General features: G+C 36.0%; 13 protein-coding genes. All 13 read left to right on the forward strand.

Features of this window, described 5'->3' with window-relative positions; translation table 11 throughout:
* Positions 1-28: 28 nt before the first annotated feature.
* The 13 genes from asnS (at position 29) to KF816_07195 (ending at position 13,778) form a co-directional block, all read left to right on the forward strand.
* On the forward strand, positions 29-1,327 hold the full coding sequence (asnS, locus tag KF816_07135; protein MBX3007787.1) for an asparagine--tRNA ligase: 1,299 nt from the start codon (positions 29-31) through the stop codon (positions 1,325-1,327).
* 8 nt (positions 1,328-1,335) lie between these two features.
* On the forward strand, positions 1,336-1,845 hold the full coding sequence (locus KF816_07140) for an NADH-quinone oxidoreductase subunit J (GenBank protein ID MBX3007788.1): 510 nt from the start codon (positions 1,336-1,338) through the stop codon (positions 1,843-1,845).
* A gap of 6 nt (positions 1,846-1,851) precedes the next feature.
* Complete coding sequence (gene nuoK / locus KF816_07145; protein ID MBX3007789.1) at positions 1,852-2,160, forward strand: NADH-quinone oxidoreductase subunit NuoK; 309 nt, start codon at positions 1,852-1,854, stop codon at positions 2,158-2,160.
* Positions 2,160-4,100: an NADH-quinone oxidoreductase subunit L gene (nuoL, locus tag KF816_07150; protein ID MBX3007790.1), complete on the forward strand. Its 1,941-nt coding sequence runs from the start codon at positions 2,160-2,162 to the stop codon at positions 4,098-4,100. Before nuoK ends, nuoL begins: the two co-directional genes overlap by 1 nt.
* Positions 4,101-4,104: 4 nt before the next feature.
* Entirely contained in the window at positions 4,105-5,631 is a 1,527-nt protein-coding gene (locus KF816_07155) for an NADH-quinone oxidoreductase subunit M (protein MBX3007791.1), read from the forward strand.
* A gap of 13 nt (positions 5,632-5,644) precedes the next feature.
* Positions 5,645-7,075, forward strand: coding sequence for an NADH-quinone oxidoreductase subunit N (locus KF816_07160; protein ID MBX3007792.1), 1,431 nt, complete (start codon positions 5,645-5,647; stop codon positions 7,073-7,075).
* Positions 7,076-7,102: 27 nt separating this feature from the next.
* Positions 7,103-8,677, forward strand: a complete 1,575-nt coding sequence (locus KF816_07165; GenBank protein MBX3007793.1) for an NAD(P)H-hydrate dehydratase — start codon at positions 7,103-7,105, stop codon at positions 8,675-8,677.
* On the forward strand, positions 8,631-9,056 hold the full coding sequence (locus tag KF816_07170) for a VanZ family protein (GenBank protein ID MBX3007794.1): 426 nt from the start codon (positions 8,631-8,633) through the stop codon (positions 9,054-9,056). Before KF816_07165 ends, KF816_07170 begins: the two co-directional genes overlap by 47 nt.
* A gap of 129 nt (positions 9,057-9,185) precedes the next feature.
* Entirely contained in the window at positions 9,186-9,842 is a 657-nt protein-coding gene (locus KF816_07175; GenBank protein MBX3007795.1) for an energy transducer TonB, read from the forward strand.
* Between the two features lie 206 nt (positions 9,843-10,048).
* Complete coding sequence (locus KF816_07180) at positions 10,049-10,702, forward strand: energy transducer TonB (GenBank protein ID MBX3007796.1); 654 nt, start codon at positions 10,049-10,051, stop codon at positions 10,700-10,702.
* 142 nt (positions 10,703-10,844) lie between these two features.
* Positions 10,845-11,642 carry an ABC transporter ATP-binding protein gene (locus KF816_07185; GenBank protein ID MBX3007797.1) on the forward strand — a complete coding sequence of 266 codons (798 nt, stop codon included), beginning with the start codon at positions 10,845-10,847 and terminating at the stop codon, positions 11,640-11,642.
* A 9-nt stretch (positions 11,643-11,651) separates the two neighbouring features.
* Positions 11,652-12,674 carry a YdcF family protein gene (locus KF816_07190; protein MBX3007798.1) on the forward strand — a complete coding sequence of 341 codons (1,023 nt, stop codon included), beginning with the start codon at positions 11,652-11,654 and terminating at the stop codon, positions 12,672-12,674.
* Positions 12,675-12,707: 33 nt separating this feature from the next.
* Positions 12,708-13,778 (forward strand): Glu/Leu/Phe/Val dehydrogenase, encoded by a 1,071-nt coding sequence (locus KF816_07195; GenBank protein ID MBX3007799.1) that lies wholly within the window; start codon positions 12,708-12,710, stop codon positions 13,776-13,778.
* Positions 13,779-13,877 lie beyond the last annotated feature (99 nt).

Below are 13,877 nucleotides of genomic sequence, written 5' to 3' on the forward strand. Positions count from 1 at the left end.
TTGATAACCAATTAAATAAAAAATTATAATGAAACCTGAAACTTACATTAAAGATTTATCCAGATATGAAGGCGCTTCGGTAACACTTAAAGGTTGGCTCTACAATAAACGCTCAAGCGGTAAATTAAAGTTTTTAATTTTAAGAGATGGAACTGGATATGTTCAGTGCGTAGTATTTAAAGGAAATGTTTCTCCCGAACTATTTGAACTTGCCGATCAATTAACACAAGAAGCTTCATTTGAGATAACCGGAACGGTAAGGGCAGAAGCTCGTTCTGTTGGCGGTTTTGAACTAGATGTTACAGATCTTAAACTAATCTCTCCCTCGGTAGATTATCCAATTACTCCAAAAGATCATGGTATTGAATTTTTGATTGACCATCGCCATCTCTGGGTGAGATCAAAAAAACAGGTCGCAATCTTAAAAATTAGACACAGAATTGTAAAAGCTATTCGTGACTTTTTTGATTCCCGCGGCTTTACACTATTTGATCCTCCGATAATTACTCCAAACGCGTGTGAGGGAACAAGCACTCTATTTGAAATGGATTATTTTGATCTTGGTAAAGCCTATTTAACTCAATCGGGACAGCTTTACGCTGAAAGCGGCGCAATGGCTCTCGGTAAAATTTATACTTTTGGTCCAACATTCAGAGCAGAAAAATCTAAAACAAGAAGACATTTAACTGAATTTTGGATGGTTGAACCTGAAATGGCTTTTTATGATTTAAATGATGATATGGATTTAGCCGAAGAATTTATTGAATATATCGTACAAACAGTTCTCACCGATATGAAAGAGGAATTAAAAGAAGTTGAAAGGGATATTACAAAACTAGAAAGTATCAAAAGACCATTCCCCAGAATCTCGTACGATGAAGCTGTAGAAATTTTACGGGCAAATGGAGTTGATTTTGAATGGGGAAATGATCTCGGCGGCGCTGATGAAACAATTATTGGCGAAAAATATGACCGCCCAGTAATGATTCATAGATATCCTTCTGAAGTGAAAGCATTTTATATGAAGCGGGATCCAGAAAATCCAAAAGTTGCTTTGGCTGTCGATGTGATTGCTCCCGAGGGTTACGGTGAAATTATTGGTGGTAGCCAGAGAGAAGATAATCTTGATCTTTTGCTTGAAAGAATAAAAGAACATAACTTGCCACAGTCCTTTTTTGAATGGTATCTGGATTTGAGAAGATATGGATCGGTCCCACATTCAGGTTTTGGGTTAGGACTCGAACGTACAGTTAGTTGGATTTGCGGTTTGGAACATTTAAGGGAAGCAATCCCATTTCCAAGAATGATTTATAGGAATACACCTTAATTATGAATATAGAAATTGTATTGTTTATTATACTTGGATTAGTAGCAGTAGTATCATCAGTGGTGATGATAACGAGAAAAAATCCTGTAATAAGCGCGGTTTTTCTAGTCCTTAATTTCTTCGCTCTAGCCGGGTTATACCTTCTCCTCAACGCCCAATTTATTGCGGTTGTTCAGGTTATTGTGTACGCCGGAGCAATAATGGTATTATTTTTATTTGTATTGATGCTTCTCAATACAAGTCCCGATTCTGCAATAATGCATGATAAAAAGCCTATTAAATGGTTTGCGATATTTATTGCGGTATTTGTATTTATTCAACTAGCTTATATTATTTTTTGGGGTAAACCTTCCCGAAATCTTACCCCTAATGAGGCCCTAAGTATTAATTCTGGGACAATAGAAACAATAGGAAGAGAACTGTACACAAATTATATAATTCCATTTGAGGTTGCCGGATTTTTATTGCTGGCTACTTCTATCGGTGCATTAGTTTTAGCAAAAAAGAAATTCGAGTAGGATATTATGGCTTCAATTCCAATGGAGTATTTTTTAGTATTATCGGCATTTATGTTTGTAGTGGGAGTAGCCGGTGTACTTATTCGCAGAAACGCAATAGTCGTATTCATGAGTATAGAGTTGATGCTGAATTCAGCTAACCTAGCCCTTGTAACATTCTCCTCATATCTAGGAAATCCGATTGGACAAGTATTTGTATTTTTTGTAATGACTGTTGCTGCAGCGGAAGCCGCAATTGGATTAGCAATTATAATTGCGATTTTTAGAAATAAACTAACTGTAAACATTGACGAGATAAATATATTTAAGTGGTGATGATAAATCTAATATATCTAACGGTACTTCTTCCGCTGCTTGGTTTCTTGATTAACGGACTCCTCGGGCGAAAAATTAAGAATGAAAAAATTATTGGTATAATCGGCAGTTCCGCTGTGGGTTTATCATTCATTGTTGTTCTTCTTGCATTTATTGAAACACTCGGCCTTCCGGTCGAAAAAAGATCTAACACAGTAGAACTTTTTACATGGTTAAGTGTTGCAGGTCTCGATATTAAATTTGGTTATTTAGTTGATCAACTCTCACTTACAATGTCACTAATTGTTACTGGTGTTGGTTTCCTCATACACGTTTATTCAATTGGTTATATGCATGGCGATAAAGGTTTTTGGAGATTCTTCGCATATCTCAACCTTTTTATTTTCGCGATGATGAATTTAGTACTCGGTGATAATTTTGTTGTTCTCTTTTTAGGTTGGGAAGGCGTTGGCCTTTGTTCTTATCTTTTAATTGGTTTTTGGTACGACCGAAAATTTGAAAAAGGTACAACCGCGGATGCGGCTAAAAAGGCATTTGTTGTTAATAGAATAGGGGATTTCGGATTTCTATTAGGCATGTTTTTAATTTATATGACTTTTGATTCTCTAAATTTTTCAGAAGTTTTTACTAAAGCTGTCTCATTTCCAATTCCCGAATCAACATTTGGATTAATTGCGATATTTTTATTTATCGGTGCGACGGGCAAATCAGCACAAATTCCTTTATTTGTATGGTTGCCGGATGCTATGGCAGGTCCAACTCCCGTATCGGCTTTAATACATGCCGCTACAATGGTTACAGCCGGTGTTTACATGGTTTCGCGCGCGGCTATTATTTTCGTATCAGCCCCAACCGTAATGATGGTGGTAGCAGTTGTTGGATTGTTAACCGCATTTTTTGCCGCTACAATTGGATTAGTACAAAATGATATTAAAAAAGTATTAGCGTATTCTACTGTAAGCCAACTTGGATATATGTTTTTAGCCGCCGGTGTTGGGGCATTCAGCGCGTCAATTTTTCATGTTATGACCCACGCTTTCTTTAAAGCCTTATTATTCCTTGGTGCAGGTGCCGTTATTCATGGAATGCATGAGGAGCAAAATATTCAAAAATATGGCGGCTTAAAAAAATATATGCCCAAAACATATATCACATTTTTTATTGCGACTCTAGCTATTGCGGGAGTTCCAGGCTTAGCCGGCTTTTTCAGTAAAGATGAAATTCTATGGTATTCATATTCTAATGGTGGATTCATTTTTTGGCTTATTGGAGTGCTAACCGCAATGATGACCGCGTTCTATATGTTTAGATTATTATCTCTTACTTTTTATGGGAAAGAAAGATTCGATCATCATCATGTTCATCCGCATGAATCTCCCGCAGTTATGACAATCCCATTAATGATATTAGCTGGGTTATCTATAGTGGGTGGTTATATCGGAATGCCAAAAGTATTTGTTGGCGAGCATGGAAATTTATTCGAAGTCTGGCTCGAGCCAATATATAAACCGGCAATGCAAAAGTTAGCATTATATGGAAGTCATTCTCATCTTGAAGAGATTTTATTGATGACTATATCTACTGCATTGGCTTTAACATCAATTTATTTTGCTTATAAAATCTACACTGAAAGAAAAGAAGTCGCAGAAAAAACATCTCAGATTTTCAGCGGAATTTATAAACTGCTCCTCAATAAATATTTCGTGGATGAAGCCTACGATGCGGCAGTGGTAAATCCAATCAAAAAAGGTTCTGAAAAAATTCTATGGAAATTTGCGGATAACGCAATAATTGATGGCGCGGTGAACGGAACTGCAAAAGTAATTACTTCATTTTCTTCTATTTTAAGAAAAATACAAAACGGAGTTGCTCAATCATATGCAATTTATATGATGATTGGTGTTGCCCTGGCTTTGTTATGGATAATATTGAGTTTATAACGATATGGAACAAAACTTATATCTTACATATTTATTGCTAATCCCTATTATTGGTTCGATCTTTATTCTCTTTTTAAAAGAGGAAAATAAAGTTCTCGTACAAGCTTTCGGGTTAGGGATTTCACTACTCGCGTTTTTAATTAGTTTATTGGTGTATTTTAGTTTTGATTCTACAATACCACATTTTCAATTTGTTCACCAAGTATTATGGATTGAGAGCCTTAATATTAGTTATAATGTCGGTGCTGATGGTATATCAATTCTGCTTGTTTTACTCACTACATTTTTAACTCCTCTTACATTACTATCTAGTTGGAACTCAATAAAAAAGAATATTAAAATGTTTACTTTCTCGATGCTTCTATTGGAAGCCGGAATGTTAGGCGTTTTTATTTCGTTAGATATTTTCCTGTTTTATATTTTTTGGGAAGCGATGTTAATACCAATGTATTTTATTATTGGTATTTGGGGCGGTGAAAGAAGAATTTATGCCTCCGTAAAGTTTTTCATTTTTACAATGTTCGGTAGTTTACTGATGCTTGTTGCCATAATATGGCTTGCCGTTTATGCTTCAAATCTTACCGGAAAATTCACAACAAATTTATTAGAGCTGTATTCAATAGGTCCCACTATTCCACAGCAAATTCAAGCCTGGATGTTTGGAGCGTTCTTTTTGAGCTTCGCGATTAAAGTCCCATTATTCCCTTTACATACATGGTTACCGGATGCTCACGTTGAAGCTCCCACAGCAGGTTCGGTTATACTTGCAGGAGTTTTATTGAAGATGGGAACTTATGGAATTATCCGTTTCTGCCTACCACTCTTTCCTCAGTCAGCAATTAGTTTTGCGCCTGTAATATCAGTACTAGCGGTTATCGGAATTATTTATGGTGCTCTTGTAGCGATGGTTCAAACTGACATGAAGAAACTGGTGGCTTATTCGTCGGTTTCTCACCTTGGCTTTGTTGTCCTCGGAATCTTCGCGTTTACTATGGAAAGCATTCAAGGTGCGGTAATCCAGATGGTTAATCATGGTTTATCAACCGGAGCGTTATTTCTTTTAGTTGGTATAGCCTATGAACGCACTCACAAAAGAGAAATTTCATATTATGGCGGAATAGCTAAAATTGTCCCGGTTTACTCAGCATTGTTATTAATTGCATCATTATCATCGGTTGGTTTACCAGGACTTAACGGTTTCGTGGGTGAGTTTTTGATATTGCTTGGCTCATTTAAGTCTAGTGTTCTGAATAATTGGTGGTTCACGATATTCGCTGCAACAGGAGTAATTTTTGCCGCAGTTTATTTATTGTGGATGTATCAGAGAGTGGTCTTCGGTACGGTTAAAAATGAAAAATTGTATGAAGAGTTAACCGATGTGAATTTACGTGAATGGATTGTACTTGCCCCGATTTTCATTTTTATTGTTTGGATTGGAATTTATCCGAGTACTTTTCTCAATCTAACAGAGATTGCTTCACAAAGTATTTTGCAGCAGGTGAGCAGTTATTCAATTAATCTTCTAAAATAAATTTTATAAAGTTATGCCTACAACAAACAATGATTGGATTTTAATATTACCTGAGATCATACTCGCAAGTGGAATTGTGTTTTCCGTTCTCTTTGAGATATTTTCGAAAAAGGGGAAAGAATTGTTGCCCTGGTTTTCGATACTATTATTTTTTGTTGTAGCTCTGCTTTCAATTATAAACATTAATGATAACTTTATACTTTTTTCGGGGATGATGGAAGTTGGTGGGAAATCGGCAATATTTAATGCGATATTTAATATTGGAGCCTCGTTAGTTGTACTCAATTCCATTGATTATTTGAAAAAATATGGCGCAAACTTTAACGAGTATTATATTCTTATTCAATCATCGGTATTAGGGATGATGGTAATGGCAAGTGCTCGCGATATATTGCTGGTATTCATGGGGCTAGAGTTGATGTCAATTTGTTTTTATGTATTGGCTGGGATTAACCGAAAAAAGAATTCCTCAAATGAAGCATCAATGAAATATTTTTTACTCGGCGCATTCGCCACCGGATTTATTGTTTACGGTATTGCTTTGATTTATGGGACTACCGGTTCTACAAGTTTGCAAAACATTTCACAAAATTTTCTAACCTATTCCACTAATATTTTATTTATACTCGGTTCAATATTAGTATTAATAGGATTTAGTTTTAAGATTGCCGCTGTTCCTTTTCACATGTGGGTTCCCGATGTTTATCAAGGCTCTGCAACTACAGTTACAGGATTAATGTCAACCACCGGTAAGACTGCTGCGTTCAGCGTGTTAATAATATTACTCACTGCCATTTATTCCCTCGAGTTAAAGAATGTCTTCGCACCATACTTTTCAGCTATAGCGGTACTCTCAATGTTTGTAGGAAGTATTGTTGCTCTTTCACAGAATAATATCAAACGAATGCTAGCATATTCCTCGATAGCTCATGCAGGTTATATGATAGTTGGCTTAGCGGCAGGAAATATTTTGGGGATATCAGGAATCATCTTTTATCTAACCGCTTATACTTTTATGAATCTTGGTGCTTTCGGAATTATTTCTATGATTGAGAGAGAAAATGATTTGGGTACTGAAATCAATGATTACACCGGTTTGGGGAACAGAAGTCCAATCTTAGCAGCACTAATGTCGTTATTCATGTTTGGATTAGCGGGAATTCCACCAATGGCCGGATTTTTTGGGAAGTATTATGTTTTTATTGGAGCAATAAAAGCTAATTTAACCTGGCTTGCTATACTTGGAGTTTTATCAAGTGTTATAAGTGTATATTTTTATTTAAGAATTGTTGTACTCATTTATTTTAAGGAATCTCCCGATAAATCAAAAATTGATTATTCGATTGCAGGATTAATCTCGGTGGTGATTTCCGCATTCCTCGTACTTCTTTTTGGATTTTTCCCCGACTCCATCATGAAAATCATCACGCCTTTTGTTAAGTAATTAAATTTCAACAAATCTCGGTACATTATGATACCGCTATTTTCAGCCCAGCAGGTTCGCAATGCAGATGCGTTAGCCATTAATGAATATGGTTTCCCCAGCATAATTCTTATGGAGAATGCCGCCAGAAGTATTTTCGAAGAAATATTAAACTTCGCTGAACACAATTTAATAATTGAGAGGGTGGGAATTGTTTGCGGTAAAGGTAATAATGGTGGGGATGGATTTGCAATCGCACGACACTTTTTAACTAACGGTATTAATGTTCACGTAGTTTCACTCGGTGGGGAAGAAGAACTTAAAGGGGATGCGTTAATTAATTTCTCTATTCTCAGTAAGCTTCTTAAAAATTATCCCGAATCAAAATTGGTAGTATTTAATTCAACTAAGGATTTTTCTGGTTTCGAAAATTGCCAAATTATAATCGACGCATTGCTTGGTACTGGCTATCGAGGCGAATTAAATGAACCATACAAATCAATCGTTGAAAAACTAAATCTCAACTCCTCCATAAAAGTTGCTGTGGATATTCCATCAGGATTAGATTTAGATAATTCAACAGCCGAAACAATATTCGAAGCAGATTTAACAGTTACTCTTGCCCAATTAAAAACCGGTTTATATTTTGGAAAGGGCTACGTTAATTCAGGGAAGATCGTAAAAGGTTCGATAGGAATTGGCAATGAGTTGTTTGAAAACACTCCAACCAATTCATTTCTTATGGAACCGGAGGATGCTTATGATGGACTGCCGCTAAGAAAGCGAGATATGCATAAATATTCCGCTGGTAAGTTACTTGTAGTAGCTGGGTCACATCTTTACCCTGGGGCATCAGTTTATACTGCCAACTCCGCGTTAAAAGCAGGCATAGGGGCATGTTTTTTGGCAGTGCCTTCTTCTGTTTCTTCTGTTGTACTTGGTCGTCTTTCATCGGCTGTAGTTAAATCTTATAATGATAATGAAACTGGTTTCTTGAGAGAGGAAAACTTAAATGAAATCGAAGAATTAACAGAGTGGGCGGATGTTATTTGCTTAGGTCCTGGGCTTGGGCGCCACGAGGATACATTACAGGCTGTCAGAGAAATAATTAAGTCCAATAAAAATAAATGTATGCTGATTGACGCTGATGCTCTATATGCGCTTTCAATGGATGAATATACAAAATTAAACCTAAAGGATAAGGTACTAACACCTCACCACAAAGAATTTGCTGATCTTATTGGTATTAGTGTTCAAGAATTAGAAATGTCATTATTGGAGCAAGGGAGCAAATTCGCAAAAAATACCGGATGCACCCTAGTCCTGAAGGGTGCTCCTTCAATTGTTTTTGATAATGAGGGTAATTCCTATATTAACTCGGTGGGTAATCCTGGAATGGCCAAATTTGGCACAGGAGATGTTTTAAGCGGGATGATATCAGCATTCTTAGCTCAATCAATTTATGAGAAAAATATTTTAGACAGTTCTATTAGTGCGTTGTATTTACATAGTTTAGCGGCTGACATTTTGGAAGAAAAATTAACTGAATATTGCCTAACACCGGAGCTTTTAATTGATGAAATCCCCTCTGCGATTAAACTCATTCTTCGATCGTTTTCTTGAGAAAATTAAAAGTAATCCCCAAGGGTATTTATATTTTCCTCTGGGAGCATATTGGATATTTTTGTTTACTGCCACCTCGATACCAACGATACCGATGCCACGAATGTTTGATGCCCAAGACAAGCTTGAGCATTTAGCCGCATATTTTATTTTTGGAGTTTTACTGGCACTCTCCTTGGCTATTCAGAATCATATTTATGCAATTAAAAGAAATTTTGTTTTATCCAGTTTTTTAATAGTTCTCATTTATGCCGGCATAGATGAATTACACCAGTTGTTAATTCCAGGTCGTTATTGTGATTTTTTTGATTGGATAGCTGATGTTATTGGAGGAGTAATAGGGATTCTCATTATCAAATATTTATTAAAAAAAGATTAGGTAGTGCATAAATTTTTACTTAACTAACAAGAAACAACAATTTTTTTAATAATGTAGAAGCTTCTGAATTGACATTACATTCGGCATTTTTTAAGTTAGTCACCGATTAAATGTATCTTTGGAGAAAAAATGGCACTCAAAAAAAATCCAAAAGCTGATTTGAAGAAACACTATAAAAGAGTTCTTGAAACCAGTTTTATAATAGCATTATCAGTCTTGATTTTCGCATTCAAGTACTTCCCCGAGTTTAAAACAGCGGAAGCCTCACTTGAATCTACACAAGAGTTGGTAAATGTTGAAGATGTAGTTCAAACAAAACAAGAAACAGCTCCTCCTCCTCCTCCAAAACCGGCAATTCCGATAGAAGCACCATCAGATAACGTTTTGGATGATATTGAGATTGGAGAGACTGAAATAGACATGAGTGAGCAAATGGCAGCTCCGCCACCACCTCCAAAGGAAGAAAAAGTTGAAGAGGAAGAAGCTGTTTTCTTCGTAGCAGTGGAGGAAACACCTGAACCAATTGGCGGTATCGAAGCAATTCAGAAAAAAATAGTTTATCCGGAGATTGCTAAAAGAGCCGGTGTTCAGGGAAGAGTATTTATTAAAGCTTTCGTTGATGAAAATGGCGTTGTTAGAAGAGCTGAAGTTTTAAAGGGTATTGGTGCGGGTTGCGATGAAGCTGCAGTTCAGGCAGTAATGCAAACACCATTTAAACCCGGTAAGCAAAGAGGCAAACCGGTTAAAGTTCAAGTCTCTATCCCAATCATTTTCAAATTGCAATAATTTTGTGAGGCGCTCCAAGCGCCTCTTTTTTTGTCCTCCACTAAATTTCAAATTTGATCTACACTTTAAAATTCCAATCACCAGCAAATCCGGATACGGGATAAGTTGTTTGCATCATCCCAAATTTGTTGCATGCTTTTAATTCTACATTGCGAAATCTTAACCTATGAATTATGTTCTTATCAAGACAAATAAGGGAGGGAAAAATGGCACCGTCCGAAAAAAGTAAGATGGATATAAAGAGCGGTTACAAAAAGGTTTTTGAAATTAGCCTGATCATAAGCCTCAGTTTTTTAATAGTAGCTTTTGTGTATTTCCCGCGCTACTCTCAACCAAAGAGAGTATTTGAACCTCCGCCAGAATTAATTGATGTTGAAGATATTGTGCAAACTAAACTAGAGAAATCACAACCAATTCCTCCTAAACCGGTAATCCCGGTAGAAGCCCCATCAATTGAGGAATTAGATGACATCGTATTTAGTAATACTGAAATTGATTTATCAAAAGAACTTCCAACCAAACCCCCTGTTGAGGAGATTGAAAATACAATTGAATATGAGGACTTCTTTGTTGTTGTTGAGGAAATTCCCGAACCGATTGGAGGTATGGAAGCAATCAAGAAAAAAATAGTCTATCCTGAATTCGCTAAAAGAGCAAATGTACATGGAAAGGTATTTATAACAGCTTATGTCGATGAAAACGGTGAGGTTAAGAAGACAGAAATTCTCAAAGGTATTGGCGCCGGATGTGATGAGGAAGCTATTAAAGCAATCATGCAAACTAAATTTAAACCTGGTAAGCAACGAGGTAAACCTGTAAAAGTTAAGATTTCAATTCCAATCCAGTTCACACTTCAGTGAAATATTGAGGCGCTATGGGCGCCTCTTTTTACAGCTCTCTCGAATTCGTGCAAAATATAAGTTGGATATTTTTTATATTATTCACACGATTAATTAAAATTCACAGTGTAATCACAAACTTACTTTTCATGCAACTACTTTTATGAGTTTAATAGAAATTAGTAATCTTAGCCACAGATACAGCTCAAACAAAGATGAATTTCATCTGGAAATTTTGGAATGGAAATTAAATAAAGGGGATTTTGTTTCATTTCTTGGACCAAATGGAAGCGGGAAATCAACACTATTGAGAATAATTGCCGGATTGATTGAGCCTTCCATTGGGAATATTTCACTTGATGGTAAAATGCTTAGCTCATATACAAGAAAAGAACTCGCAAAGAAAGTTGCTTACGTTCCTCAAAATACTCTCTCACATTTTCCTTTTTCTGTTTCCGAAATTGTTTTGATGGGTAGATTTCCATTTCTAAACTTTTTTGGTTTTGAAAATAAAGAAGATGTCGAAATTGCCGCTGAATCAATGAATTTGATGGATGTGTATCAGTTGAGAAAGAAAGGAATTAATGAACTCTCTGGCGGAGAAGCGCAACGAGTTTTTATTGCAAGGGCATTAGCCCAAAAATCGGAAGTTATTTTACTCGACGAGCCAAACGCTCATCTCGATCTAAAACACCAATTACTAATTTTTGATCTGTTAAATAAATTGAATCAAGATAACCAAATTACACTTGTGCTCGTTTCACACGATATCAATTTGGTTGCAATTTATAGTAAAAGTATTGTATTTATGGATGAAGGCAAAATTGTGGGTAACGGAAATAAAAATGAAATTCTAACTGTCGAGAATATAAAAAAAGTATTTCATATTGAAACCGCTGTGCTGGAAGGGAAGGACGGGAATGCAATGAATGTTTTAATTAATCCTCAGATAAAATTTTAGCGTCAACGTATGAAGAAGGGTAATTCAAAATATGTACAAGCAGTGGTTATCATTTTTTTTGCGCTCATAAATTTTATCCTAATTTCATTTCTAAAATATAACATTAATGGATTATCAATTAGAGAATTCAAGTTTGATTATCTGGGTAATGTTCTAAATTTAGTAATACTCGCCGGTATAATAATAGCATCGATTTCCATGCTTCTCTCAAAAAAAATCTTAAGTTCAAAAAGAATAATTTTTGTTGCCTCATTATTGGGGCTCTCACTTATCCTTCCTTTATTTATAATCGCTACTTCAAGACTTTCCTTTATTGATGAGAGCACTTTTATAATAGGAATCTCGGCGCGTAAAGTTTATCTCGGTGTAATTCTTATGATAAACTTATTCATACAAATTTACTCAATGGTATATATTTGGGGATTATTATTTGAAGTTGACCGCTTTCACGAACTACGGGCATTGCTTCATAGTATTATAGTAATGCTAATATTTTTTGTGTTGACTCTCTTTTATGTTTGGAATGTTAATACCTACTCTCAGACAAAATTAGAAAAGAAATGTGAATATGGACTAATACCCGGCGCTGCTGTTTGGAAGAATAATAAACCTTCTCCACTGTTTGAAGCGAGAATAAAAAAAGCACTACAACTAATTAAAAATGGTATAATCGAAAATATTATTGTAACAGGCGGAAACGCACCCGGTGAAATAACGGAAGCAGAAGCGGCAATGGTATATTTGCAGAATATGGGAGTACCAAGAAAATCTATACTTTTGGAAAGAAATACCTCAACAACCTCAGAACAAGTAAAATTTATACGCCTGCGGCTCTTCCCCGATAAAAAAGATTCATCTGTAATTTTTATTTCTGATGGATTCCACCTATCACGAATTACCCAGATAGCCAAATATTATCAGGTAAAATCAATAGGGGTAGCCTCAAAGTATCAAATGTCATTTAATAAAGCTCTCTTTTATCGTACTCGCGAAGCTATCGCTTTGCTTTTGTTTTGGTTTTTCGCAATTTAGTAACCGTTATTAGCAAATATGTTGGGAGAATTAATGAACAATTTTGAAGTATTAGAAAAATATGGTCATGAGCAGGTTGTCTACTGTTCTAATAAAGAATCGGGGTTAAGAGCAATTATCGCAATTCATGATACAACGCTAGGACCCGCAATTGGCGGTGTTAGAATGCTTAATTATGCTTCTTTTGATGACGCTTTGCACGATGCGCTTCGATTGTCTCGCGGAATGACATATAAAGCCGCTATATCGGGATTAAATCTTGGAGGTGGAAAGGCGGTAATTATTGGTGATTCTTCTACTCAAAAAAATGAATTATTATTTAGAACTTTCGGAAAATTTGTAAATGGACTCGGCGGAAGATATATAACAGCAGAGGATGTTGGTACTGATGTTAAAGATATGGAATATGTTAAGATGGAGACAAAGTATGTTACCGGCATTTCCAAAGCACTTGGCGGCTCGGGGCATCCTTCTCCTGTTACCGCTTATGGCGTTTATATTGGTATGAAAGCATGCGCTAATAATAAGTGGGGCAATGATTCGCTTCGCGGAAGAAAAATTGCTGTTCAGGGCGCAGGACAAGTAGCCCGCTTTTTATGTGAACATTTATACAGCGAGGGAGCAGAACTTTATATTACCGATATTAATGATCTAAAGATTAAAAGGGTATTGGAAACTGTGAAAGGTCATGTCGTATCTCCGGAAGAGATTTATGAATTAGATGTCGATATTTTTTCTCCTAATGCCCTTGGCGCTGTGCTCAACTCAGATACAATTCCGAAATTGAAAGCCTCGATTGTTGCCGGCGGTGCTAATAATCAATTAAAACATGATGAATCGGATGGCAAGCTGCTTTTCGAGAGAGGAATTTTATACGCCCCCGATTATGTTATAAACGCCGGTGGTTTAATAAATGTGGCTAATGAAATTGATGGATACCGTCAGGATAGAGCCATGAAGCAGGCTGAAGGCATCTATTCTGTACTTCAGCAAGTATTTATGGTTTCTCAAGATGAAAAAGTACCTACAAGTATTGCCTCAGCTAAGATTGCTGAAGACAGATTAACGAACATTGGCAGAATTAAGAAGATTTACAACCAGTAGTAATAAAAAACACCTGTTCTATGAAAAAAAAGTGAACAATTTTTTCATTAAGCTAAGTTAATTTTATACTTTTGCACGGTTATTTTTTACTTTAATTGT

The sequence above is a fragment of the Melioribacteraceae bacterium genome, assembly GCA_019638015.1.
Classification (GTDB): Bacteria; Bacteroidota; Ignavibacteria; order Ignavibacteriales; family Melioribacteraceae; genus JAHBUP01.

Excerpts from the sequence above, each read along its gene's own strand:
- asnS (MBX3007787.1), top strand. The coding sequence starts at position 29 with ATGAAACCTGAAACTTACATTAAAGATTTATCCAGATATGAAGGCGCT.
- nuoK (MBX3007789.1), top strand. The coding sequence starts at position 1,852 with ATGGCTTCAATTCCAATGGAGTATTTTTTAGTATTATCGGCATTTATG.
- nuoL (MBX3007790.1), top strand. The coding sequence starts at position 2,160 with ATGATAAATCTAATATATCTAACGGTACTTCTTCCGCTGCTTGGTTTC.
- KF816_07155 (MBX3007791.1), top strand. The coding sequence starts at position 4,105 with ATGGAACAAAACTTATATCTTACATATTTATTGCTAATCCCTATTATT.
- KF816_07160 (MBX3007792.1), top strand. The coding sequence starts at position 5,645 with ATGCCTACAACAAACAATGATTGGATTTTAATATTACCTGAGATCATA.
- KF816_07165 (MBX3007793.1), top strand. The coding sequence starts at position 7,103 with ATGATACCGCTATTTTCAGCCCAGCAGGTTCGCAATGCAGATGCGTTA.
- KF816_07170 (MBX3007794.1), top strand. The coding sequence starts at position 8,631 with ATGAAATCCCCTCTGCGATTAAACTCATTCTTCGATCGTTTTCTTGAG.
- KF816_07175 (MBX3007795.1), top strand. The coding sequence starts at position 9,186 with ATGGCACTCAAAAAAAATCCAAAAGCTGATTTGAAGAAACACTATAAA.
- KF816_07180 (MBX3007796.1), top strand. The coding sequence starts at position 10,049 with ATGGCACCGTCCGAAAAAAGTAAGATGGATATAAAGAGCGGTTACAAA.
- KF816_07185 (MBX3007797.1), top strand. The coding sequence starts at position 10,845 with ATGAGTTTAATAGAAATTAGTAATCTTAGCCACAGATACAGCTCAAAC.
- KF816_07190 (MBX3007798.1), top strand. The coding sequence starts at position 11,652 with ATGAAGAAGGGTAATTCAAAATATGTACAAGCAGTGGTTATCATTTTT.
- KF816_07195 (MBX3007799.1), top strand. The coding sequence starts at position 12,708 with ATGAACAATTTTGAAGTATTAGAAAAATATGGTCATGAGCAGGTTGTC.